The organism is Spongiactinospora rosea, from assembly GCF_003315795.1.
Classification (GTDB): domain Bacteria; phylum Actinomycetota; class Actinomycetes; order Streptosporangiales; family Streptosporangiaceae; genus Spongiactinospora; species Spongiactinospora rosea.
Window position 1 is genome coordinate 258,475 of record NZ_QMEY01000005.1, and the last position, 24,057, is coordinate 282,531.

Below are 24,057 nucleotides of genomic sequence, written 5' to 3' on the forward strand. Positions count from 1 at the left end.
ATCGTGGGACGGGAAGTTTCGGGAGGGACGGGGAAATGGAGCACCGAATCCCACGCTTCACACTCGACGGGGTACCGGACGCTGAGGTCACCGTGCACCCCTTCGCCACAGAGGACGACCTGGGGCTGAAGCTCACCAGGTTCCGGCACGACCACGGCGGTGACGGGGGTCACGGCGCCGGGGGAGGCGACGAGGTGGACGGGCGGGCCGACGGCGACGTCGTTCTGCTGCTGCACGGGCTGACCTCGTCCAGCGACATCTTCGTGATGCCGGAGATCACCAACCTGGTGACGTTCCTGCACCGCAACGGGTTCGCCGATGTCTGGACGCTCGACTTCAGGATGAGCAGCCACTTTCCGTACGACATCGAGACACGCGGATCCACCCTCGATGACATCGCGCACTACGACTACCCGCCCGCGCTCGCGGAGATCCGCCGCCATGTGGGGGAGCGGCGGATCCACGTGATCGCGCACTGCCTGGGCTCGCTGTCGTTCTCCATGAGCCTGTTCGGCGGGGCGGTGGACGGGATCGCGAGCCTGGTGTGCAACAGCGTGGCGCTCACCCCGCGGGTGCCCGCCTGGTCGAAGGTCAAGCTGTCGTTCGGCGCGACCGCCTTCGAGTACCTGCTCGGCCTGCCGTACATCGACCCGCGCTTCTCCGACGCCCCGCCGTTCAGCCGCAGGTGGCTGCTGGCCAAGGCGGTCTCGGCCTTCCACCCGGAGTGCCGGGAGCCCGCCTGCCACATGCAGAGCTTCATGTGGGGCAGCGGCCGGCCGGCCATGTACGTGCACCGCAACCTGGCTCGTGAGACGCACACGCACGAACGGCTCGCCGACCTCAACGGCGCGACCGGCGTGCAGTACTACCGGCACGTCAACAAGATGGTGCGGGCCGGTCGCGCGGTGAAGTGCGACCTCGACGACCCCAGGCACGTCGGCCTGCCCGAGGACTACCTGGAGCGGGCCGCCGAGATCGGCACGCCGATCCTGCTGCTCACCGGCGACCGCAACAACGTGTTCGCCGACTCCAACATCGCCTGCCACCGCATCCTGGACAAGGCCGCGCCCGGCCGCCACGAACTGCAGATCCTGCCCGGCTACGGGCACATCGACCCGATCATCGGCAAGAACGCCCACATCGACGTGTTCCCTCGCATGATCGACTTCATCAAGCGCCAGGCGGGGGTGAGCGAACCATGGCAGCCGGCGAGCATGCGGACGTGATCGTGGTCGGCTCCGGCTTCGGCGGATCGGTGGCCGCCTACCGGCTGGCGGCGGCCGGCCGGTCGGTGGTCGTGCTGGAGCGCGGGCGGAGCTACCCCCCGGGCACCTTCGCCCGCAGCCCATCGGAGATGAGCCGCGCCTTCTGGGACCCGGGCGAGAACCTCTACGGCATGTTCGACGTCTGGGGCTTTCGCGGCTTCGACTCGGTGGTGGCCAGCGGCCTCGGCGGCGGCTCGCTGATCTACGCCAACGTGCTGCTGCGCAAGGACGAGACGTGGTTCGTACGCGACGAGCCGCTGCCCGGGGGCGGGTACGAGCACTGGCCGGTCACCCGCGCCGACCTCGACCCGCACTACGACGTGGTGGAGCGCATGCTGGGCGCTACACCGTACCCGCTGGACCGGCCCGCCTATGCGGGCACCGAGAAGACCCACGCCATGCAGGACGCCGCGGCCGAGCTGGGGCTGTCCTGGCGGCTCGCGCCGCTGGCGGTCAGCTTCGCGCCCGCGCCGGGCGCGGAGCCGGGCATCGGCCTGCCGATCGAGCCGGGCCCGTACCCGAGCCTGCACGACGCCCCGCGCCGGACGTGCCGGCTGTGCGGCGAGTGCAACATCGGGTGCAACGACGGCGCCAAGAACACCCTCGACCACACCTACCTGGCCGCCGCCGCCCACCACGGGGCCGACCTGCGGGTCCTTCACGAGGTCCGGGCGATCCGGCCCAGGGCGGGCGGCGGCTACGAGGTGGACTACCTGGTCCACGACCCCGACGAGCCGGAGGGGGCGCGGCGGTCCCGCCGGGAGCGCCCGGTCACCACGATGAGCTGCGACCGGCTCGTCCTGGCCGCGGGCACCTACGGCACCGCGTTCCTCCTGCTGCGCGCGCGGGAGGCGTTCCCCGGGCTGAGCGACGCGCTCGGCAGCCGCTTCTGCGGCAACGGCGACCTGCTCACGTTCCTGCTGCGGGCCACCGACCGGGGCCGGGTCCGGCCGCTGGACGCCAGCAAGGGCCCGGTCATCACCAGCACCATCCGGCTGCCCGACGACCTCGACGGGGTGCCCGGCTCCGGCCGCGGCGCCTACATCGAGGACGGCGGCTACCCCGGCTTCGTGGACTGGATGCTGGAGGGGGCCGACAGCTCCGCCGCCGTGGCCCGCGCGGTCCGGTTCCTGTACGAGCGGTTCCGGGCCTTCTTCGACATGGCCCCCGACACCAACCTGTCGGCGGAGCTGTCGGAGCTGGTCGGCGCGGGCGCGCTGTCGGTGAGTTCGCTGCCGCTGCTCGGCATGGGCCGCGACGTGCCCGACGGCATGCTGCGGCTCAACGGCGAGCGTCTGGAGACCGCCTGGACCACCCGCACCAGCGAGGCGTACTTCGAGCGGGTGCGCAAGACCATGCAGCGGATCGCCGACGTGCTGGGCGCGGAGTACGCCGACAACCCGACGTGGTTCCGCAAGCGCGTCATCACCGTGCATCCGGTGGGCGGCGCGCCCATGGGACGGCACGCGGGGGAGGGCGTCTGTGACTCCTATGGTGAGGTATTCGGGTTTCCCGGCCTCTACATCGCCGATGGCTCGGCGATGCCGGGGCCGGTGGGCCCCAACCCTTCGCTGACCATCGCGGCCCTTTCGGACCGCATGTGCACACGCCTGCTCGAAACGGGGGATGCGGGCGTGCCGCGGGGGAGCGGGCGGGCGCCGTTGAGCGCCGGCCCGGCGGGCGGGGGCGGGGACGGCGCGACGTGCGACCTGTCGGGCTCGGGCGGCAGTGCGGGCCGCGCGAGCCTGGACGGTCGCACGTCGCTGTCGTTCACGGAGGAGATGAAGGGCTTCTACCGCGAGGGCGTGCGCAACCCGGGCGTGCCCGGCGACCGCTTCGCCTTCCGGCTCACGATCACGGTGGACGACGTGGATCGCTTCCTGGCCGACCAGGACCATCTGGCCAGGGCCGAGGGATGGATAGACGCTGCCGCTTGCGGGGGCCGGCGTCTGGTCGAGCGGGGCTGGTTCAATCTGTTCGCGCCCGGTGGTGCTCCCGACCGGCGGCTGATGCGCTACCGGCTGCACTTCACCGACGGCATGGACCGGCCCCGCACCCTCACCGGCTGGAAGAACGTCTTCCACGGGCCGCCGACCGACATATGGCCGGCCACCACCACGATGTACTTCCGGCTGCTCGAAGGGCACGTTCCCGACGGGCACGACGACACCGCGCCGGTCGCCGGCGCGGGCACGCTCCACATCGAGCTGGGGGACTTCATCCGCCAGCTCACCTCGTTCCGTACCGAGGGTCCCGACGGGAGGGCCGCGCTGGATCGCTTCGCCAGATTCTTCGCGGGCAACCTCTGGGACGTGTACGGCCCCGGCTGACGGGGGGATGCCGGGTCCGTCCCGGAGGGACGTATCCCGAAACCGGGGGCCGACTGTGCGGCGGCCCCCGGTTTTCCCGGTACCTTCGCCGGGAGGCGAAAGTACCCGGTAGGAGGCCGAAATGGCGATACTCACAACATTGCTGGCATACCTCACGTTGGTGGCCGTCGGCGCGGTGGCGGGGGTCTTCTACGCCTTCTCGGTGTCCGTCATGCGCGCGCTCGACGCGATCGACGCGCGGGAGGCGGCCAGGGCGATGCGGAGCGTCAACCGCAAGATCCTCAACCCGCTCTTCCTGGGCCCCTTCATGGGCGCGCCGGTGCTGGCGGCGGCGACCGGCGGTCTGCTGCTCGCGCTGGGCCGCAGCGAGGCGGCGTTCGCCTTCTTCGCCGCGGCGGCGGTGTACGCGTTCGGAACGTTCCTGCCGACCGTCGTGATCAACGTCCCCATGAACGAGGCGCTGGAGCGGGCCACCGTGCCGGACGACGCCGGCCCGGCCGCCACCCTGTGGGCGGGCTACTCGCCCCGCTGGACGCGATGGAACACGATCAGGACGGTGTTCAGCGTGGCCTCCCTGGTCCTGGCCGGGCTCGGCCTCTACCTGTGGGGCACGGCCGTCTAGCGAACGACCGCCTGGAAAGGCGGCGGAAAGGGGGCCGGATGGGCGTTCTGCCCGGCGGCTTATCGAGGCGGCGGGCGCTCGCGGTGGTCCTGCGGCGCGCGCCGCGGCGGCTGCTCCCCGCCTGGACCTCGCCGGTGCGCGAGGTCGCCGCGGGCGGGATCGCCGCGCTGGCCGGCATGCTCCTGCTCACGCGCCTGTGGCCCGGCGCACTCCCGCCGCCGGGCTCGCCCGCCTGGATCCTCGCGGCGGCCCTGGTGACCCTCGCGATGGTCCTGATCGCGCTGGCCGCGCTGGGCTTCGAGGTCGTCCGCAGGCCGCCGGGGGCGCTGCACCGCCTCGGGCCAGAGCACGCCGACCTGCACGCGCTGGTCGCCGAGGTGGCGGCCGAACTCGGCGTACGCCCGCCGCGCAGGCTCTACGCCTGGGCCTGCCCCGACGCCATGGCGGTCCGCCCGGCGCCGGGGCGGCGCGAACTGTGGATCGGCCTGCCGTACCTGACCGAGCTGAGCCGCGCCGAACTGCGCTGCCTGGTGGCCCACGAACTGGCGCTGCTGCGCGGGCGGCGTTCACGGGCCGCCGACGCCATGTACGCGCTGTGGGCCGAGGAGCCCGAGCCGCCGCCGGAGGCCGAGACGGTGGCCGCGGCGCTGCTGGGCGAGGCCGCCGCCGCCGCGCGGGTGTCCGGCGCGCAGACCGCGGCCCTGACCCTCATCCGCACGCAGGCGCTCAGGCAGAGCTTCCTGTGGTTCACCGACCGGTACGGCACGCCCGCCGCCGTCGCCCTGGACGGCTTCCCGCTCGACCTGTACGCCGCCTGGCGCTGGAAGGTCCGCGAGGACCTGCTGGTGGAACGCGGCTGGCCGCGCACCCGCACCCGGCTCGCCGGGCAGCCGCTCACCCTGCGGCGGCTGTGCGCGCTGGGCGGCGACCCCGCCGCGCTGACCGAGCGCCCACCGCCCCGCGAGCCCGGCCCGCCCGCCCTGCCCGGCGGGCTCCCCGGCCCGGTGGAGGCCCGGCTGGCCCGCCACCACCTGCGGTGGTGGCTTGCGGACCGGTACCGGCTGCCCAACGCCGGTTCACTGCACGGCGTCCCCGACCAGGTGTGGGACGCCCACCTGGAGGAACGGCTGGACGGCGTGCGGCGGCTGCTCGGCATGCCCGCGGGCACCCCGGCGCGCGGCGTTGCCGAGGCCGTCGCGGCGGGCTGGACGGCAGGATGGACGGCGGGCGAGCCGCCGTGCGAGTGGGCGTGCCCGCACGCCGTGCCCGCGGTGTGCGCGCTGATCCCGGCGATCCACCGGACGCTGCGCGAGGCCGGTTACGCCTACGCCGACCCGCTGCGCCTGCGGGTGCTCGTCGGCTGGGACGGCGGGCGGACCGACGTGGTGTCGCTGGCGGAGGCCATCGCCGGCGGCGGCCCGGTCGGCGCGCTGCTGCCGATGGCGGCCAAGGCGCCCGACGTATCGTGACCTCATGGCGAATGCGCAGGTGGTGGCGGTGGCCGGGCGGCAGGTACGGATCACCAGCCCGGACAAGGTGATGTTCCCCGCGACCGGTCACACCAAGCTCGACCTGGTGCGCTACTACCTGGACGTGGCCGGCGGCGCGCTGCGCGGCGTGGCCGGGCGGCCGATGATCCTCAAGCGGTTCGTGCGCGGCGTGGACGCCGAGGCGTTCTTCCAGAAGCGCGCGCCGGACAAGCGGCCCGAGTGGATCGAGGTCGCCGAGCTGCGCTACCCGTCGGGACGCTCGGCCGAGGAGGTCGTGGTACGCGACGCCGCCCAGCTCGCCTGGGTGGTCAACCTGGGCTGCGTCGACCTCAACCCGCACCCGGTCCCGGCCGAGGACCTCGACCACCCCGACGAGCTGCGCATCGACCTGGACCCGGTGCCCGGCGTGGAGTGGCCGCAGATCGTGCGGGTGGCCCAGGTGGTGCGGCGGGTCCTCACCGACTTCGGCCTGCCCGCCTGGCCCAAGACCTCCGGCTCGCGCGGCTTTCACGTGTACGCCCGCATCACGCCCCACTGGACCTTCCCGCAGGTGCGCCAGGCGGCCGAGGCCGTGGCCAGGGAGGTCGAAAGCCGTGCCCCGGACCTCGCCACCAGCCGCTGGTGGAAGGAGGAGCGCCACGGGGTGTTCGTCGACTACAACCAGAACGCCCGCGACCGCACGGTCGCCTCGGCCTACTCCGTGCGGCCCACCCCCGACGCGCGGGTGTCCACCCCGCTGGCCTGGGACGAGGTGGAGGGGCGGCGGCCCGAAGAGTTCACCATCGACACCGTCCCCGCCAGGTACGCCGAGATCGGCGACCCGTGGGCGGACATCGGCCGCGAGCCCGGCTCGCTCACCGGCCTCCTGGACTTCGCCGCCTCACTGCCGCCGCACCCCTCGCAGAAGGGCGAGATCCCGGTCATCGAGATCGCCAGGGCCCGCACCAGGGCCGAGGCGATGGCGGGCCTGGCCCGCTGGAAGTCCCGCCACCCCGACGTCGCGGCCCGGCTGCGCCCCGCCGACGTGCTGGTGGACGGCATGCGCGGGCGCAGCTCGGTCTGGTACCGCATCAGGGTCAACCTCCAGCACGTCCCCGAACCGGAGCGGCCCGCCCAGGAGCCCCTGGAGTCCGACTACGACCCGTGGGCGGCCCTGCGCGGGGGCGACGGGTAAGATCCTGCGGCATGGCCGGGGATTTCGCGGGCGGGATGGTCAGGCAGGTCTCGTCCAAGGTCGTCTACGCCAACCCGTGGCTGAGCGTCAGAGAAGACGCCATCGAGCGTCCCGACGGGTCGCGCGGCATCTACGGCGTGGTCGACAAACCCGACTTCGCGCTGGTCATCCCGGCCGAGCGGGACGGCTTCCACCTGGTGCAGGAGTACCGCTACCCGGTCGGGCGGCGCACCTGGGGCTTCCCGCAGGGCACGGTCGCCGCGGCGAGCGCCCCCGAGGTCATCGCCGCGACCGAGCTGGCCGAGGAGACCGGGCTGCGGGCCCGCGAGCTGGTCCTGCTCGGCACCCTGGACAACGCCCAGGGCACCCTGGCCCAGCGCTTCCACGTCTTCCTGGCCACCGGCCTCACCCCCGGACCGCCGGATCGCGAGGCGGGCGAGCAGGACATGATCCAGCGGCACGTTCCGCGCGCCGAGTTCGAGGCGATGGTCCGCGGCGGCGAGGTCACCGACGCCTGCTCGCTGGCCGGTTACGCGTTGCTGCTGCTGCACGAGGCCGCCGGGCGGGCCGGATGAGACGCCCCGCGGTGGGTACGAGGAGCCACGCATCCCCCGTCCGAGACCCAGGGAGTTGTCGTCATGGTCCACGAGCGCGCCGGTGAGCCCGCCACGTCGTCCGATCTGGTCGACGTGGCCAAACTGGTGACGGCCTACTACGCGCGCCACCCCGACCCGGCGCGGCCGGGGGAGCGGGTGGCGTTCGGCACCTCGGGGCACCGCGGCTCCTCGCTGGACACCGCCTTCAACGAGGACCACATCCTGGCCACCGGCCAGGCGATCTGCGAATACCGGGCGGACCAGGGCGTGACCGGGCCGCTGTTCCTGGGCATCGACACGCACGCGCTGTCGGAGCCCGCGCGGGTGTCGGCCGTCGAGGTCTTCGCCGCCAACGGCGTGCGGGTGCTGATGGACGCCAGGGACGGCTACACCCCGACCCCGGCCGTGTCCCACGCCATCCTGACCCACAACCGGCGCGGGGGAGACCAGGCCGACGGGGTCGTGATCACGCCCTCGCACAACCCCCCCGCGGACGGCGGATTCAAGTACAACCCGCCGAGCGGCGGCCCGGCGGGCTCGGAGGCCACCTCCTGGATCCAGGACCGCGCCAACGCGCTGATCGCGAACGGCCTTGCGGAGGTGCGCCGGATCCCCTACGAGTGGGCGCTGGCCGCCGAGACCACCGGCCGGTACGACTTCCTCGCCGCGTACGTCGACGACCTGCCCTCCGTGCTCGACCTGGACGCCGTACGGGAGGCGGGGGTGCGCGTCGGGGCCGATCCGCTGGGCGGGGCGAGCGTGGAGTACTGGGGGGAGATCGCCGACCGGCACCGGCTGGACCTGACGGTGGTCAACCCGGACGTCGATCCCACCTGGCGGTTCATGACCCTGGACTGGGACGGCAAGATCAGGATGGACTGCAGCTCGCCGTACGCGATGGCCTCGCTGATCGCCGCCCGCGAGACCTACCAGGTCGCGACCGGCAACGACGCCGACGCCGACCGGCACGGGATCGTCACGCCCGACGGCGGCCTGATGAACCCCAACCACTACCTTGCCGTGGCGATCTCCTACCTGTACCGCAACCGGCCCGGCTGGCCGGGCGGCGCGGGCGTGGGCAAGACGCTGGTGAGCAGCGGCATGATCGACCGGGTGGCCGATGACCTGGGGCGGCGGCTGGTGGAGGTCCCGGTGGGGTTCAAGTGGTTCGTGCCGGGGCTGCTGGACGGGTCGCTGGGGTTCGGCGGGGAGGAGAGCGCCGGCGCGTCGTTCCTGCGCCGGGACGGCTCGGTGTGGACGACCGACAAGGACGGCCTGATCCTGGCCCTGCTGGCCGCCGAGATCACCGCCGTGACCGGGCGCACCCCGAGCGAGCTGTACGGCGAGCTGACGGCCAGGTTCGGCGACCCCGCGTACGCCAGGATCGACGCCCCCGCCACCCGCGAGGAGAAGGCCAGGCTCGGCGCCCTGTCCGCCGCCGACGTCACGGCGGCGAGCCTCGCCGGTGAGCCGGTCACCGCCGTGCTGACCTCCGCGCCCGGCAACGGCGCGGCGCTCGGCGGGGTGAAGGTCTGCACCGGCAGCGCGTGGTTCGCCGCCCGCCCCTCCGGCACCGAGGACGTCTACAAGATCTACGCCGAGTCGTTCAAGGGCGCGGAGCATCTGGCGCAGGTGCAGGAGGAGGCCCAGGCCCTGGTCGCCGCCACACTCGGCGGGTGAGGTCCTCCTGGCCGCCGCCGGTGACGGATAGGGTGAAAGCGTGGCACAGGTACCGCTCAATGTCCGTGAACTCGCCGTCGGCCAGCTCGCCGAGCGCACCGGCGTGGCCGTGTCCACGCTGCACTTCTACGAGGCCAAGGGGCTGATCACCAGCCGCCGTACGGCGGGCAACCAGCGCCGCTACACCCGCGACACGCTGCGCCGGGTGTCGTTCATCCGGCTGTCGCAGCGGGTGGGCATCCCGCTCACCGACATCAAGGCGGCGCTCGACCGGTTGCCGTCGGGCCGCACGCCGACCAGGGAGGACTGGGCGAGCCTGTCCGCCGCCTGGCGTTCCGAGCTGGACCTGCGGATCGAGCGGCTGCTGCAGCTTCGCGACGACCTCACCGACTGCATCGGCTGCGGCTGCCTGTCGCTGGACCGCTGCCTGCTGGCCAACCCGCACGACCGGCTCGGCGAGGAGGGGCCGGGGCCGCGCCGGTTGCTGGCCGCGCACTCGCGGGCGCAGGCATGCGGGGCCGGGTGTGGCGCCGGGTGCGAAGAGGAGGCATCCTAAGCCGCGGGAAACCGATGGCAAAGGATTGGTAGCGTCGGATCATGCGACTCGGAGTCCTCGACATCGGTTCCAACACGGTGCACCTGCTCGTCGTGGACGCCCACCGGGGCGCCAAGCCGCTGCCGGCCTTCTCCCACAAGCTCGAACTCCGCCTCGCCGAGCACCTTGAGGACGGCGGACGGCTGTCCGCGCAGGGGGCCGAGCGGCTGGGCGGGTTCGTCGAGGAGTCCCGGCAACTGGCCGAGGACAAGGGCGTCGAGGACTTCATGGCCTTCGCGACCTCGGCGGTCCGGGAGGCGGCCAACGGCGAGGACGTGCTGGCCACGATCAAGGAGCGGACCGGCGTCTCGGTCCAGGTCCTCACCGGTGAGGACGAGGCGCGGCTGACCTTCCTCGCGGTGCGCAGGTGGTTCGGCTGGTCATCGGGGCGGCTCCTGGTCTTCGACATCGGCGGCGGCTCGCTGGAGATCGCCGGCGGCATCGACGAGGAGCCCGACGTGGCCGTGTCGCTCCCGCTCGGGGCGGGGCGGCTGACCCGCGACCGGCTGTCCGCGGACCCGCCGTCCGCGGAGGAGATCCGTGAGCTGCGCAAGCACGTGCGCGCCGAGGTGGCGCGGGTGGTCGGCGACGTGATCAGGTACGGTGCGCCGGATCGGGCGGTGGCCACGTCCAAGACGTTCCGGCAGCTCGCCAGGATCGCCGGGGCCGCCGACTCCGGGGCCGGGCCCTACGCCCGGCGCGCCCTGGAACGAACCGCGCTGCCCGAGCTGGCCGACCGGCTGGCGCGGATGCCCGCCGCCGAGCGCGCCCGGCTGCCCGGGGTCTCAGAGGGCCGCGCGCCCCAGCTCGCCGCCGGGGCGATCGTGGCCGACGCCGTGATGGACCTGTTCGAGCTGACCGAGCTGGACGTGTGCCCGTGGGCGCTGCGCGAGGGCGTGATACTGCGCCGGCTGGACGTCATGCCCTGAGCGGGCCGCGGCGGATCAGGCGTTCTCGCCGCGGCCGCTCCGGGCCAGCCGCATCACGACCCCGGCGACGACGGCGATGAGGCCGATGATGAGGGCCCACTTCAGCAGGGTGCCGAAGAGCCCGATCACCCAGCTCAGCATGATGAACCCGACGATGACGGCGGCGATGGCAAGCAGAATTCGTCCCATGAGTCCCACCGTAGGCGGCCCACCGGCGATCTGAGCGCGGTGGCGGGGGAAGTCAGGGTCGATTCAGGGTTCTCCATGAGAGCGTGATCTACATTGTAAAGGCGCTGGCTTCGGTGGCTCTCGGCAAGTCACGCCAACCTGACGGTCATGGACGGCGCGAGCGGGGTAGGAGCAGGTTCGTGCGCGTCTTCCTGGGGACCTCCGGCTGGCAGTACGCCGACTGGCGCGGGGTCCTCTACCCGGAAGGGGTGCCCGCGCGGCTGTGGCTGGAGCGCTATGCGCAATCCTTCGGCACGGTGGAGAACAACAACTCCTTCTACCGGCTGCCCTCCAGGGAGACCTTCGCGAGCTGGCGCGAGCGCACCCCCGAGGGTTTCGTGATGGCCGTGAAGGCCAGCCGCTACCTCACCCACACCAAACGGCTGAAGGACCCGCGCGAGCCGGTCGAGCGGCTGCTCGGGGCGGCGGAGGGCCTGGGCGACCGGCTCGGGCCGATCCTGCTCCAGCTTCCGCCGACCCTGCGCCTCGACCTCGGGCTGCTCACCGGCTGCCTGGACTGCTTTCCGCGGGGCGTGCGCGTGGCGGTCGAGCCGCGGCACCCTTCGTGGTGGGAGGGTGCGGCAGGGGAGCGGGTCCGCGCCGGGCTGGCGGCCCACGGGGCCGCGCTGTGCTGGGCCGACCGGCGCGAACACGCGCTCACGCCGCTGTGGCGCACCGCGCCGTGGGGGTATCTGCGCCTGCACGAGGGGGCGGCGGGCCCGTGGCCGTCGTACGGCGACGCGTCGCTCGCCCGGTGGATCACGCGACTTGGAGAGACATGGAACGACGAGGCCGATCAGGAGGCCGCCGTGTACGTCTACTTCAACAACGACCAGGGCGGTGCGGCCGTGCGCGACGCGACCCGATTCGCCGCGCTGGCCGGGGAATCGGGGCACGCGATCGAGTGGGCGAGATCAACCTGCTGATAGGGTTCATACGCCGAATAATGGTGTCTGAAGGGGGCAGCATCGTCGTTCGAGCGTGCGAGGGAGGATGCCGGCGATGATGTGGCAAATGGTGGGGACGGCCATCTCGCTTGCCCTGGTCTTCCTGATGGTCCCGCTGGCGCTGGGGGCCATCTCGTTGATCACGCTGGCGGTGCTCGCCGTGCTGGCCAAGCGGACCGGAGGTCTCGAACGCCCGCAGGCGCCCGAGCCCGCGCTCATCGTGCTGATGTTCCGCTCCGTCTTCCGCGCGGTCTTCCGGGCCCCGGGCCGTCTGTTCCGCTTCGGCGATCGGGGCGGGCGCGGCGCGGCGCACCCCGCGCCCGGTGCTTCCGGCACGACCCGCCGGGCCAGGCGCGACGCGCTGCCGGTCACCCTGTCCGTGCCGGAGTCGAGGCCGTCCGCCGAGCAGGGCTCAGAAGATGCGGCCAAGGCCGGCGGCCGGGCGGAGGCGGAGCTCCGCCCCAACGGGCACGGCCCGTCGGCGGGCGCGCGGGCGGCGCGTCCGGGCAAGCGGGTCAATGGTGGTTCAGCGGGTAGTGCAGGGTCCGGGCGGGGGCGTCCTCGGCGTAGCGCAGGGATTTCTCCACGCTGACCTCTGAGCCGTCTCCGTGGCTGGAGATGTGCATGTCGTCGGCGAGGGCGCGCATGATCTGCAGGCCCCGGCCGTGTTCGGAGATCGTGGGGACGGTCCGGTGGTTCATCGTGCCGGGGTCGAAGCCCTGGCCATGATCCAGGATCTTGATGGTGCAGTGCTCCTCGTCGAGCGCGGCGCTGACGGTGTACTCCTTGCTCGGGGCGGCGTGCTTGACGACATTCGAGCATGCCTCGGACAGGATGATCCGGATGTCGTCGCGGATGGGCGGCACCACGCCCAGCGTCCGCAGGGCCGCGTCCACGAGTTGCCTGATGAAGGGGACGCTCGAAGCGTCCCTTGGCAGTCGGAGCGCGATCCTCGCTTCCATGCCTTCGCAACTGCCCGCGTGTGTCCCGATAAACGTGCTGTGGCGGGGCGGCGGGTCAGTCGGAGACCAGTTCCAGTGCCACTTCCAGGGCGGCCTGCCGGTACTCCTCCGGGTCGCCCGCCTCGGCCATCTGGAAGACGTGACCGGCGTGCAGGCTGAACAGCGCCATCGTCCGCTTGAGCCGGGTGGCGAGCGGTTCGCCGGGCGAGTGCAGCACCTTGCTGAGCTCGATCATGGTGTCGCGGTTCTTGTGGGTGACGGGGTGGTCGCGAAGGGCCGTCTGGTTGCGCTCGAAGAAGCGCATCACGTCGGAGTATCGCAGGTCGTGCAGGTCGGCGGCGTAGCGGCGGACGACCTCGCGGCGGGTCTCCAGGGTGGCGGGCTGCGACCGCGCCCAGTCCAGTAGCCCGCGCAGGCGTGCCAGGCGGGTCTCGGCGAGGCCGGCCACGATCTCGTCCTTGGACTTGAAGTGGTAGTACAGGGCGGCCTTGGTCACGCCCAGCTTCTCGGCGATCTCGCGCAGCGACGTGGCCTCGTAGCCCTTCTCGTTGAAGAGCGTGAGAGCGACCTGCTCGATTCGGTGCCGAGTGTCGGAACTTTCCCTCATGTCTGGGGTTTGCCTCCTTATTAACTTGACGGCCGGCAAGTAAGCGTTCTAGGGTCCAGCATACCGTAAGCTAGCCGGTCGGCAAGTAAGTAAGATCTTTTAGGGGGTGTACCGGTGAAGGATGCCAGACAAGAACCCGAGGCCATGCCCGGGCGGCGCCGGGAAGTGATGATCGTGCTGCCCGGGCTGATGCTGGCGATGGTCCTGGCGATGCTGGACAACATGGTCGTCGGTACCGCGATGCCGCGCATCGTCGGTGAGCTGGGCGGCCTCGACCACCTGTCCTGGGTGGTCACCGCCTATATTCTCGGCACCACGGTCTCCACGCCGATCTGGGGCAAGATCGGCGACCTGTACGGCAGGAAGAACATCTTCCTGATCTCGATCGCGGTGTTCATGGTGGGGTCGGCCCTGTGCGGCATGGCCGGATCGACGCTGTTCGGCGGGCCGGGCGGCGGGATGGCGGAGCTGATCGCCTTCCGCGCGCTGCAGGGCCTCGGCGCGGGCGGCCTCATGGTCACCGCGATGGCGATCATCGGCGACCTCGTCCCGCCCCGCGAGCGCGGGCAGTACCAGGGCATGATGGCCGGGGTCATGTCCCTGGCGATGATCGCCGGGCCGCTGGTCGGCGGGTTCATCACCGACCACCTGGACTGGCGCTGGGCGTTCTACGTGAACCTGCCGCTGGGCGGCGCGGCGCTGCTGCTCCTGGCGCTGCGGCTGAAACTGCCCAAGCTCCGCACCGAGCACCGCATCGACTGGGTCGGCGCGATCCTGCTCTCCATCGGCATCACCGCGCTGGTCCTGATCACCACCTGGGGCGGCAACCAGTACGAGTGGGCGTCCCCGCAGATCATCGGGCTGGCCGTGGTCGCGATCGCGGCGCTGGGGGCGTTCGTCCCGGTCGAGTTCCGGGCGGCCGAGCCGATCATGCCGCTGGGCCTGTTCAAGATCCGCAACTTCTCGCTGATCTCGCTGCTCGGCTTCCTACTCGGCTTCGCGATGTTCGGGGCGATCACGTTCCTGCCGCTCTACCAGCAGACCGTCCAGGGGGCCTCGGCCACCAACTCCGGGCTGCTCCTGCTGCCGATGATGGCGGCGGCCATGGTCGTCTCGCTGATCGTGGGCCGGGCGATCACCCGTACGGGCAGGTACAAGGTCTATCCGGTGGTCGGCGGCGTGGTGATGGCGGTGGGCATGGTGTTGCTGTCCACCCAGGACGTGACCACGCCGACCTGGCTGACCAGCGTGTACATCGCCGTGCTCGGCCTTGGCATGGGCTTTTTGATGCAGACCACGCTGCTGATCGCGCAGAACAGCGTCGCGCAGCGGGACCTCGGGGTGGCCAGCAGCGCGGCGACCTTCTTCCGGTCCATCGGCGGGTCGTTCGGCGTCTCGCTGTTCGGCGCGGTGTTCAACAACCAGCTGGTCGCCGGGCTGACCGACCGCCTCGGACCCTCGGCGGAACGGCTGGCCGCGCAGGGCGGCCAGGTGAGCCCGGCCGCGCTGGCCCAGCTGCCGCCGCCGGTGCGCACCGGCTTCCTGGAGTCGCTGGCCTCGGCGATCTCCGGCGTGTTCGGGTGGGCCATCGTGTTCGCGGCGCTGATCCCGGTGCTGGCGATGTTCATCAGGGAGGACCCGCTGCGCGGATCGCCCGCGGCCCCGGTCGACGCCGAGCCGGCCAAGGCGGCGCTGCACTGACCTTCCGGCATCCCCGGGCGGGTCCCGTTACGCCTCCGGGCGGCGGGGCAGCAGGCGGGTGACGGGGAAGCACATCAGGGAGGTCGCCGTGAGCAGGAACATTCCCGAGCCGGACCCTCGGTCCCGCGCCGAGGACGAGGGCATTCCCGACCTCCAGGACGGCACGCCGGCGGCGCGGTGGGCGGTGGACCCGCAGGAGGCCCCGCTGCCCGGCGACCGCCCAGAGGCCGTCGAGGACTATGGCACCACGCGCGAGGAACAGCGCGCGGGCGAATCGCTCGACGGCCGCCTGGAAAGGGAGGCCCCCGAGCCGGAGGCGGTCTTCGGCGGCCCGCTCGACGGCGGCGCGCCGGAGGGCGGCACGGTGGCGGAGCGGGAGCTGGAGGGCGACGACATCGCCCCGCCCGGCGACGTCCCGCCGGGCGCGCCGCCGGAGGACGTACGCGAGGCCGGGCCGCCACCGGACCCGGACTGGGACGAGCCCGCAGGGCGGCCCGCCGGGGTGACCGACGACGGGCTGAGCGAGACGGGCGGTCTCGGCGTCGGTTCGGACCTGGACACCTCCTTCGAGCCGGACGCGGGCCTCGACCCCGAGTGGCCCGCCCAGCCCGAGGAGCCCTCGGGCGCCGTGTGGGACACCCCGCGTCCCGCGGGCCGGCTCGTGGAGCCCGACGAGGGGGTGCGCGCCGACACCGAGAAGGACGAGATCGCCAGGGAGGTCGGCCCGGACGGCGGCGGCTTCAGCGCCGAGGAGGCCGCGATGCACGTCGATGACGTGGAGTGAACGGACGCGGCGGGTGGCGGGGGCGGCTTTCGCGGGCCGGGCCCGCCCGGCCCGTTCAGGCCGCCGAGGTGGTGTAGCGGGTGGCGTCGCCGGTGATCGCGCGGCTTCGCCGTCCGTCCACGCCCACCGGCACGTCGCCCGCGACGGTCACCCGGTGCAGCCTGCGGGGCCGGTCGCCGAAGTCGTGCACCACCCGGTGCTGGGTCGCGCGGTTGTCCCAGATCGCCACGTCACCGGCCCGCCAGCGCCAGCGCACGGTGTTCTCCACCTGTGTGACGTGCTCCTGGATCAGTTTGATCACCGCGGTCGAGGTGGTGCCGGGCAGGCCCACCAGGCGCTTGGCGAAGTCGCCGAGCAGGATCGCGCGCTCACCCGTCTCAGGGTGGACGCGTACGACGGGGTGCTCGGTCTCGAAGATCGTCGAGGAGAAGACCTCGGCGTAGCGGCGGCTGCGCTCCGGGTCGTCGGAGGCGGCCACGCGCACATAGTCGTAGGCGTTGGTATGGACGCCGCGGAGACGGTCGGCGAGGTCACGTAGTTCCTTCGGTAGGTACTGGTAGGCGGCGACGGTGTTGGCCCACAGCGTGTCGCCGCCGACGGAGGGCACGTCCAGCGCGCGCAGCACGGAGGCCAGCGGCGGGCGTTCGACGAAGGTGACATCGGTGTGCCAGCGGTCCACCTTGTGCCCGCCCCGGTAGTCCAGGTCCAGGATGTGGGTGTTGCCGTCCAGGGCGGGCACGGTCGGGTGGGCGGTGGTCAGGTCGCCCAGCAGCCGGGCGAAGGCCACCTGGCCCGCCTCGCCCAGGTGGTCCTGGCCGCGGAAGAAGATCACCTTGTGCCGGAGCAGCGCGACGCGGATCTCGTCAACGAGCGCGGGCGGCAGGTCGCCGGAAAGGCGTACGCCGCCGATCTCCGCGCCGATCCGCCCGCCGATGGGCGTGACGGTGAGGCGCGGGGCGGCGGCGTCGGCGGGCGGATGCCTGAGTGTTCCTGTGGTCGTCATGCGAGCACGGTAGGCAGGGGCTTCACAGATTGTCAACTAAAACGGTAGGGATTTAGGGTTTTGCAGACGCGGCCGGCCGCGCCCTTTGCGGGGCACGGCCGGAGGGGCTCGGGATCAGGTGGAACCGGCGAGGTCGAGGTCCTTGACCCGGGGGTCGCCCTCGTCGGCGTGGTAGTGGTCGGGCCGGGTGGTGTCGGCGCCGCGCGGCACACCGGCGGCCCGGCAGATCAGCGTGCCCCCCACGGCCACCACCAGGTTGACGGCCAGGGCCAGCAGCCCGGCGTACACGGTCGACGGGCTCTCCAGGCCGAGGTTGGACAGCGGGAACGCCGACCCCGCGAAGTGCGCCTTGCCGGTGACGGGGTTGCCGATGGTGTACAGCATCCAAAGGCCCGCCCCCATCCCGGCGGCCCAGCCCGCGATGAGGGCCCGTGGGTGCAGCCAGCGGGTGTAGAGGCCGAGCGCCACCGCGGGCAGCGTCTGCAGGATGACCACTCCGCCGATGAGCTGCAGGTCGATCGCGAACTGCAGGTCGAGCAGCAGGATGCACAGCACCGCGCCGACCTTGACGGCCAGCGACACCAGCTTGGAGACCTGGGCCTCCTGGGCGTCGGTGGCGTCCGGGCGCAGGTACTCGCGGTAGACGTTGCGGGTGAACAGGTTGGCCGCGGCGATCGACATGATGGCCGCGGGCACCAGCGCGCCGATGCCCACCGCGGCGTAGGCCACCCCGGTGAACCAGTCGGGGAACATCATGTCGAACAACTGCGGGACCACGGTGTTGGAGTCGCCGCCGACCGGCCGCACCCCGGCGGCGATCGCCATGTAGCCGAGCAGCGCGATCAGGCCGAGCAGCAGGCTGTAGGCGGGCAGAGCGGACATGTTCCGTTTGATCACGTCGCGGTTGCGCGAGGCGAGCACGCCGGTGAGGCTGTGCGGGTACAGGAACAGCGCCAGCGCCGAGCCGAGGGCCAGCGTGACGTACTGCCACTGGTTGCCCGCGCCGAGCAGCACCCCGTCGCCCTTGGCGGGCGTGGCCGCGAACTTCTCCTGGGCCGCGCCGAAGATCGCGCCCCAGCCGCCGAGCCGCGCCGGGATGTAGATGATCGCCACCAGGATGACCAGGTAGATCAGCGTGTCCTTGACGAACGCGATCAGCGCGGGGGCGCGCAGCCCCGAGCGGTAGGTGTAGGCGGCCAGGATCGCGAAGGCGATCACGATGGGCAGGTGGCCGGTGACGCCCATCGCCTTCAGCACCGCCTCGATCCCGACCAGTTGCAGCGCGATGTAGGGCATGGTCGCCGCGATCCCGGTCACCGCCACCAGCAGCGCGAGCGTCGGGGAGCCGAACCGGGCCCGCACGAAGTCGGCGGGTGTGACGAACCCGTGTACGTGCGAGACCGACCACAGCCGGATCAGCACCAGGAACACCATCGGGTAGACGATCACCGTGTAGGGCACCGCGAAGAACCCCATCGCGCCCGCCCCGAACACCAGCGCCGGCACCGCGACGAAGGTGTAGGCGGTGTAGAGGTCGCCGCCCACCAGGAACCAGGTGATCCAGGCCCCGAAGTTGCGCCCGCCGAGCCCCCACTCGTTGAGGCTGGCCAGGTCCTGTGGCCGCCGCCAGCGGGCGGCGACGAATCCCATGCCGCTGACCACCAGGAACAGCACGGTGAAGACGATGATCTCGGTGAGGTGCTCGCTCATCGGCCGTTCCTCCTCCGCGTCGCCCGGTAGACGATCGTGGTGGTGGTCACTCCGACGAGGATGAACGCCAGTTGCAGCCAGTAGAAGAGCGGGAAGCCCAGCAGTCGCGGCTCCTCCGCGTTGTACAGGAACGGCAGCAGGGGGAGAACGACGGGGAGGACGAGCAGCCGGTTCCAGGGGCTCGCGTCGCTCCTCGCGGGGGGCTCCCCGGAACGCCGATCGTGGTGCGATGTGCTCAACTCGATCTCCTTGCCGACGGAGACGGGAGACAGGGGCTGACCGGAGCGTAGGTTACGGACGGTTAGAACGCGGGTGGCAATCGGTGAGCGGTGGCGTCGGCGCGCTGAGCGGCGACCGCGCCCTTGTCACACTGTCAAGGAGCACTGACAGGGTGACTGCCGCCTGGGACGGGGGCGGCGCGGCGCGTTGCAAGATCACGTCTGCCACCGCTACCCTGTACGCCATGCGAACCCGTCCATCCAGGCAGTGGTGGCGCCGCTCATAGGCGGCGCTAGGTTTCGCATTCGCGAGTGAGAACGGCCGCCCCGAGTCGGCGGCCGTCCACATGTCCGCCCCCGGGGCATCTGCTCGGCCGGTCCCTCACCGTGGACCAGGTCTTGACCAGCGAAGGGGCGCGAACGTGCAAGTCAGCCGATATACCACCGACGGCGGCGTCGGTGTCGAGGTCGCAACGGCCGATGTGCCGGAGACGGTGCTCGACGAGATCGTGGACGCCCTCGGCGAGCGCCGCGGCGGCGTGCTGTCTTCGGGCATGGAGTACCCGGGCCGCTACAGCCGCTGGCACCTGGCCTACGTCGATCCGTGCCTGGAGATCGTGGCCAGGGGGCGCAGGGTCTCGGCTCGCGCGCTGAACGAGCGCGGGCGCGTGGTCCTCCCGGTCGTGGCCACCTGCCTGCTGGCGGCCGGCAAGCCGACCGGCGAGCCCTCGGCCGACCACGTCGAGGTGCACGTCGCCGACTCCGAGGACCTGCTCCCTGAGGAGATGCGCAGCCGCCGCCCGACCGTCTTCACCGCCATCCGCGAGGTGATCTCGGCGTTCCACGGCACGGACGGCAACCTCGGCCTGTACGGCGCCTTCGGCTACGACCTGGCCTTCCAGTTCGAGCCGATCCGGCAGGTGCTGTCCCGCCCCGCCGACCAGCGCGACCTGGTGCTGCACCTGCCCGACCGGGTGACCGTCATCGACCGTAAGCGGGAGACCAGCAAGGAGTACCGCTACGAGTTCACCGTGGACGGCATGTCCACGCACGGGCTCGCGCGGACGGGGGAGACGATCCCGCTGCCCGCGACGCCGTCCGTGGTGCCCGACGACCCCGAGCGCGGGACGTACGCGGAGGTCGTCGCGGCGGCCAAGGAGCGGTTCGTCCGCGGCGACCTGTTCGAGGTCGTCCCCGGCCAGGTCTTCCACGCCCCCTGCGCCGACCCCGCGGGCTTCTACCGCGTGCTGCGCAAGATCAACCCGGCCCCGTACGAGTTCCTGTTCAACCTGGGCGACGGCGAGCACCTGGTGGGCGCCTCGCCGGAGATGTTCGTCCGCGTCACCGGCGACCGTGTCGAGACCTGCCCCATCTCCGGCACGATCGCCCGCGGCAGCAACCCGGTCGAGGACGCCGAGGCCATCCGCACCCTCCTTTCCAGCGTCAAGGAGGAGTCGGAGCTGACCATGTGCACCGACGTCGACCGCAACGACAAGTCGCGGATCTGCGTCCCGGGCAGCGTCCAGGTCATCGGCCGCCGCCAGATCGAGATGTACTCCCGTCTGATCCACACCGTGGACCACATCGAGGGCCGGCTACGCCCCGGCTTCGACGCCCTGGACGCCTTCCTCACCCACATGTGGGCGGTGACCGTCACCGGCGCGCCGAAGACCTGGGCCATGCAGTTCATCGAGGACCACGAGGCCACCACCCGCCGCTGGTACGGCGGCGCGGTCGGCGTACTCGGCTTCGACGGCTCGATGAACACCGGGCTGACCCTGCGCACCGCGCAGATCAGGAACGGCATCGCCGCGGTCCGCGCCGGGGCCACCCTGCTGTACGACTCCGACCCGGCCGCCGAGGAACGCGAAACCGAACTCAAAGCCAGCGCCCTGCTCGCGGCGCTCGCCACGGTGGGCTCCGCCGCCGAGCGGACCACCGCCCCCGACCCGGCGGCCGAGGCCCCCGGCGCGGGCATGCGGGTGCTGCTGGTCGACCACGAGGACTCCTTCGTCAACACCCTGGCCGACTACTTCCGCCAGCAGGGCGCCGACGTGGTGACCCTGCGGCACGGCTTCCCCACCAAGACGCTCGACGAGATGGCCCCCGACCTGGTCGTGCTGTCCCCGGGACCGGGCTGGCCGTCCGACTTCGGCTGCTCGGCGCTGGTCGGCGAGCTGTACGCCAGGAAGCTGCCGGTGTTCGGCGTCTGCCTCGGGTTGCAGGCCATGGTGGAGCACGCGGGGGGCGAGCTCTCCCTGCTGGCCACCCCCGAGCACGGCAAGCGCGGCCGGGTCGGCCGCATCGGGGAGAGCCTGCTGCTGGAGGGGCTGCCCGCGGAGTTCACCGCGGCCCGCTACCACTCGCTGCACGCCACGCAGTCGGGGGTGAGGGGCTTCACCACGACGGCCCGCACCCCGGACGGCGCGGTCATGGCCATCGAGGACCCGCCCAACCGCCGCTTCGCCGTACAGTTCCACCCCGAGTCCATCCTCACCACCGAGGGCGGCGCCGGAGCCAAGATCATCGCCAACGTCCTCCGCCTGGCCCGCCGCTAACCCCGCCCACAGGGGGCGCCGCCCACCCGCCCGCGCCCCCTGCACCAAGCCCCTGGAGGCCCCAAACCCGTACATCCCGCCCCCCACTCGGCCCAACGGCACCAGGACCCCGGAGGCGGCGGGCCCTCCCGGCGTTAGGGGGCCAGGGGAGCGGGCGGCTGCCTCCCGCGTCCGCGAGCGGCACTATGGGCCTCGGCGCGAGCCCCTACGTCCGCACCCCCGCCGCTAGGGACGGGAAGGGGGGAGCTGCCTCGTATGCCCGGGCCTTCGGCCGGGTCAGCCGTACCGGGGCGTGGAGGAGGCGTCGGTGGCGGGCTCGTACGTCCGAGCCCTCCTGGCGCGTGGGAGGGCAAGGGGCGCAGGCGGTGAGCCGGTAGGTCCGCGCCTCGCTCGGGTCTGCGGCACTATGGGCGTTGAGCAGGTGTCGATGGTGAGGCCATATGTCCGCGCCCTCCTGGCCAGGCCGCCTCGGCACTGGGGACGGCAAGGGGCGCAGGCGGCGACTGTGCGTGTCCGCGCTCCCGGTCGGGCTGGTGGCGCCAGGGGTGTGGAGGGAGTGTGGGTGGTGAGCCCGCGCGTCCGTGCCCGCCGGCCGGGTCGGCGGCATTAGGCTCCTTGCGCGTCCTGGTCCCAATACCCGCCCCGGTGCCGCCGCGCCACTGGAGTTGCCGCATGCCTCCCGCCGACGACCTGCCCCCCGGCCCGCCGCTGCCCGACGCGGTGCGCGAGGCGCTGCTCGCGCCGCTGGTCGATCACCACTGCCACGGCGTACGCCGCGACGACCTCGGCAGGGCCGCCTTCGAGCTGCTGATCACCGAGGCCGCCACGCCCGCCCCGCCCGGTACGACGCACTTCGACACCCCGATCGGCGCGGCCATTCGCCGCTGGTGCGCGCCCGTACTGGACCTCGCGCCGCACGCGCCGCCCGCGGTGTACCTGGCGCGGCGCGCCGAGCTGGGCGCCGCCGAGGTCAACCGGCGGCTGCTGCGCCAGGCCGGGATCGTCGCCTTCCTCGTCGACACCGGCCTGAACGGCGCCGGGCTGCTGTCGGCCGCCGAGATGGGCAGGCTGGGCGGCGCCGCCGCCGATGAGATCGTCCGGCTGGAACGGGTGGAGGAGACCGTCGCCCGGTCGGTCGGCGGCGCGGCGGAGTACCCCGGCGCCCTCGCCGAGGCCCTGGCCGCCGCCGCGGCGCGGGCCGTCGGCCTGAAGACCGTCATCGCCTACCGCTATGGCCTGGACTTCGACATCGAACGGCCCGGCCGGGGCGCGGTGGTCGCCGCGGCCGGACGGCGGCTGGCCGACCCGAAGGCCCGGCTGACCGACCCGGTGCTGCTGCGCCACCTGCTGTGGAGCGGCGTGGACGTGGCCAGGCAGCGGTCGCTGCCGGTGCAGTTCCACTGCGGGTACGGCGACCCCGACATCGACCTGCACCGGGCCGACCCTGCGCTGCTGACCGGCTTCATCAGGGCCCTGCAACCCGGCGGGGTGCCGCTGATCCTGCTGCACTGTTACCCCTTCCACCGGCAGGCGGCCTACCTGGCCAGCGTGTACCCGCACGTCTACGTGGACCTCGGGCTGGCGCTGACGCACACGGCGGCCGGGTCGGCGGCGATCGTGGACGAACTCCTGGAGCTGGTCCCCTTCCACAAGCAGATGTTCAGCAGCGACTGTTACGGGGTGGCCGAGACGTGCCACCTGGGTGCGCTGTACTACCGGCGGGGGCTGGCGCGGGCGCTGGCCGTCCGGATCGGGGAGGGAGAGTGGAGCGCGGCCGACGCCGCCCGGGTCGCGCACATGATCGGCGCGGGCAACGCGCGGCGCGTCTACCGCCTGTGAGCTGCGGCCTCGCCGGAACTGTCGGAGGCGGTCGATAGGCTGGGCGAGGCCCAACGACCCGGTGAGGAAAGGTCCCCACGTGGCAGAGGAAAACGCGCCGAGCTTCCGCGACGATGTGACGGTCGAGCTGGTCAAACACAGCGCCGCCGACACCGATGTGCTGTTCGCGGCCCGGGTGTCCACCCGTGGCGAGCAGTCGCTCGACGAGGTGCGCAAAGACCCCGAGCGGTCCAAGGGGCTGCTCAACTACCTGATGCGCGACCGGCACGGGAGCCCGTTCGAGCACAACTCGATGACCTTCTTCATCAGCGCGCCGATCTTCGTCTTCCGCGAGTTCCACCGGCACCGGGTGTGGTCCTACAACGAGGAGAGCGGCCGATATCGCGAGTTGCAGCCGGTGTTCTACGTCCCCGGCCGCTCGCGCAAGCTGGTGCAGGAGGGCAAGCCGGGGCGCTACGTCTTCCTCGACGGCACCGACGAGCAGCACAAGCTGGTCACCGAGGTGATGGAGTCGTCCTACCGCCAGTCCTACGCCGCCTATCAGGAGATGCTGGAGGCCGGCATCGCCAGGGAGGTGGCCAGGTCGGTGCTGCCGGTCGGGCTGTTCTCCACGATGTACGCGACCTGCAACGCCAGGGCGCTGATGCACTTCCTGTCGCTGCGCACCAAGAGCGAGGACGCCACGGTGCCGTCGTTCCCGCAGCGGGAGATCGAGATGGTGGCCGAGAAGATGGAGGCGATCTGGGCGGAGCTGATGCCGCTCACCCACGCCGCCTTCGTCGCCAACGGCCGCGTCGCCCCCTGACACCCACCGGCGGG

Annotated in this window: 22 protein-coding genes; 16 read left to right on the plus strand and 6 right to left on the minus strand. The window is 72.2% G+C overall.

Annotated features, from left to right (window positions below; genetic code table 11):
• Positions 1–35 precede the first annotated feature (35 nt).
• The 9 genes from DP939_RS15385 to DP939_RS15425 all read left to right on the plus strand — a co-directional run bounded on the left by DP939_RS15385 (position 36) and on the right by DP939_RS15425 (position 10,681).
• Positions 36–1,226 (plus strand): lipase family alpha/beta hydrolase, encoded by a 1,191-nt coding sequence (locus DP939_RS15385; RefSeq protein WP_113981371.1) that lies wholly within the window; start codon positions 36–38, stop codon positions 1,224–1,226.
• Positions 1,199–3,595 carry an FAD-dependent oxidoreductase gene (locus tag DP939_RS15390; protein ID WP_113981372.1) on the plus strand — a complete coding sequence of 799 codons (2,397 nt, stop codon included), beginning with the start codon at positions 1,199–1,201 and terminating at the stop codon, positions 3,593–3,595. The genes DP939_RS15385 and DP939_RS15390 overlap by 28 nt, the downstream gene beginning before the upstream one ends.
• Before the next feature lie 121 nt (positions 3,596–3,716).
• Entirely contained in the window at positions 3,717–4,217 is a 501-nt protein-coding gene (locus DP939_RS15395) for an anthrone oxygenase family protein (RefSeq protein WP_113981373.1), read from the plus strand.
• Positions 4,218–4,255: 38 nt separating this feature from the next.
• Positions 4,256–5,686, plus strand: a complete 1,431-nt coding sequence (locus tag DP939_RS15400; RefSeq protein WP_113981374.1) for a M48 family metalloprotease — start codon at positions 4,256–4,258, stop codon at positions 5,684–5,686.
• A gap of 4 nt (positions 5,687–5,690) precedes the next feature.
• Complete coding sequence (ligD, locus tag DP939_RS15405; RefSeq protein ID WP_113981375.1) at positions 5,691–6,881, plus strand: non-homologous end-joining DNA ligase; 1,191 nt, start codon at positions 5,691–5,693, stop codon at positions 6,879–6,881.
• An 11-nt stretch (positions 6,882–6,892) separates the two neighbouring features.
• On the plus strand, positions 6,893–7,456 hold the full coding sequence (locus DP939_RS15410) for an NUDIX domain-containing protein (protein ID WP_113981376.1): 564 nt from the start codon (positions 6,893–6,895) through the stop codon (positions 7,454–7,456).
• A 63-nt stretch (positions 7,457–7,519) separates the two neighbouring features.
• Entirely contained in the window at positions 7,520–9,157 is a 1,638-nt protein-coding gene (pgm, locus tag DP939_RS15415) for a phosphoglucomutase (alpha-D-glucose-1,6-bisphosphate-dependent) (RefSeq protein ID WP_113981377.1), read from the plus strand.
• Between the two features lie 40 nt (positions 9,158–9,197).
• A complete protein-coding gene (gene soxR / locus DP939_RS15420; protein ID WP_113981378.1) occupies positions 9,198–9,713 on the plus strand; it encodes a redox-sensitive transcriptional activator SoxR in 516 nt (171 codons plus the stop codon).
• Positions 9,714–9,754: 41 nt separating this feature from the next.
• Entirely contained in the window at positions 9,755–10,681 is a 927-nt protein-coding gene (locus DP939_RS15425; RefSeq protein WP_113981379.1) for a Ppx/GppA phosphatase family protein, read from the plus strand.
• Positions 10,682–10,696: 15 nt separating this feature from the next.
• Here the strand turns inward: DP939_RS15425 and DP939_RS45435 are convergent, their stop codons facing one another.
• Complete coding sequence (locus DP939_RS45435) at positions 10,697–10,870, minus strand: DUF4175 domain-containing protein (RefSeq protein ID WP_147268004.1); 174 nt, start codon at positions 10,868–10,870, stop codon at positions 10,697–10,699.
• Positions 10,871–11,049: 179 nt separating this feature from the next.
• On the opposite strand from DP939_RS45435, the gene DP939_RS15430 reads away from it, so the two are divergent.
• Together DP939_RS15430 and DP939_RS15435 are read left to right on the plus strand one after the other, a co-directional pair.
• Positions 11,050–11,835, plus strand: a complete 786-nt coding sequence (locus DP939_RS15430) for a DUF72 domain-containing protein (protein WP_113981380.1) — start codon at positions 11,050–11,052, stop codon at positions 11,833–11,835.
• 88 nt (positions 11,836–11,923) lie between these two features.
• Entirely contained in the window at positions 11,924–12,448 is a 525-nt protein-coding gene (locus DP939_RS15435) for a hypothetical protein (protein WP_113981381.1), read from the plus strand.
• Here DP939_RS15435 and DP939_RS15440 read toward each other — a convergent pair.
• On the minus strand, positions 12,372–12,752 hold the full coding sequence (locus tag DP939_RS15440; RefSeq protein WP_158578584.1) for an ATP-binding protein: 381 nt from the start codon (positions 12,750–12,752) through the stop codon (positions 12,372–12,374). The two genes, DP939_RS15435 and DP939_RS15440, sit on opposite strands and share 77 nt — an antisense overlap.
• 121 nt (positions 12,753–12,873) lie before the next feature.
• Positions 12,874–13,425, minus strand: a complete 552-nt coding sequence (locus DP939_RS15445) for a TetR/AcrR family transcriptional regulator (protein WP_113981383.1) — start codon at positions 13,423–13,425, stop codon at positions 12,874–12,876.
• Between the two features lie 114 nt (positions 13,426–13,539).
• On the opposite strand from DP939_RS15445, the gene DP939_RS15450 reads away from it, so the two are divergent.
• Positions 13,540–15,126, plus strand: a complete 1,587-nt coding sequence (locus tag DP939_RS15450) for an MDR family MFS transporter (RefSeq protein WP_225878264.1) — start codon at positions 13,540–13,542, stop codon at positions 15,124–15,126.
• An 88-nt stretch (positions 15,127–15,214) separates the two neighbouring features.
• Positions 15,215–15,910 (plus strand): DUF5709 domain-containing protein, encoded by a 696-nt coding sequence (locus DP939_RS15455; RefSeq protein ID WP_113981385.1) that lies wholly within the window; start codon positions 15,215–15,217, stop codon positions 15,908–15,910.
• Between the two features lie 55 nt (positions 15,911–15,965).
• Here DP939_RS15455 and DP939_RS15460 read toward each other — a convergent pair whose 3' ends face one another.
• The 3 genes from DP939_RS15460 to DP939_RS15470 all read right to left on the minus strand — a co-directional run bounded on the left by DP939_RS15460 (position 15,966) and on the right by DP939_RS15470 (position 18,862).
• Positions 15,966–16,913, minus strand: a complete 948-nt coding sequence (locus DP939_RS15460) for a TauD/TfdA dioxygenase family protein (protein WP_113981386.1) — start codon at positions 16,911–16,913, stop codon at positions 15,966–15,968.
• A gap of 114 nt (positions 16,914–17,027) precedes the next feature.
• Positions 17,028–18,623: a monocarboxylate uptake permease MctP gene (gene mctP / locus DP939_RS15465; RefSeq protein WP_113981387.1), complete on the minus strand. Its 1,596-nt coding sequence runs from the start codon at positions 18,621–18,623 to the stop codon at positions 17,028–17,030.
• Positions 18,620–18,862 (minus strand): DUF3311 domain-containing protein, encoded by a 243-nt coding sequence (locus DP939_RS15470; RefSeq protein ID WP_113981388.1) that lies wholly within the window; start codon positions 18,860–18,862, stop codon positions 18,620–18,622. The genes mctP and DP939_RS15470 overlap by 4 nt, the downstream gene beginning before the upstream one ends.
• Before the next feature lie 401 nt (positions 18,863–19,263).
• Here DP939_RS15470 and DP939_RS15475 point away from each other — a divergent pair, with 401 nt between their 5' ends.
• The 3 genes from DP939_RS15475 (at position 19,264) to thyX (ending at position 24,043) form a co-directional block, all read left to right on the plus strand.
• Positions 19,264–21,399 (plus strand): anthranilate synthase component I, encoded by a 2,136-nt coding sequence (locus DP939_RS15475; protein WP_225878265.1) that lies wholly within the window; start codon positions 19,264–19,266, stop codon positions 21,397–21,399.
• 672 nt (positions 21,400–22,071) lie between these two features.
• Positions 22,072–23,238: an amidohydrolase family protein gene (locus DP939_RS15480; RefSeq protein WP_113981390.1), complete on the plus strand. Its 1,167-nt coding sequence runs from the start codon at positions 22,072–22,074 to the stop codon at positions 23,236–23,238.
• 79 nt (positions 23,239–23,317) lie between these two features.
• Positions 23,318–24,043, plus strand: a complete 726-nt coding sequence (gene thyX, locus DP939_RS15485; RefSeq protein ID WP_113981391.1) for an FAD-dependent thymidylate synthase — start codon at positions 23,318–23,320, stop codon at positions 24,041–24,043.
• The last annotated feature ends 14 nt before the right edge of the window (positions 24,044–24,057 follow it).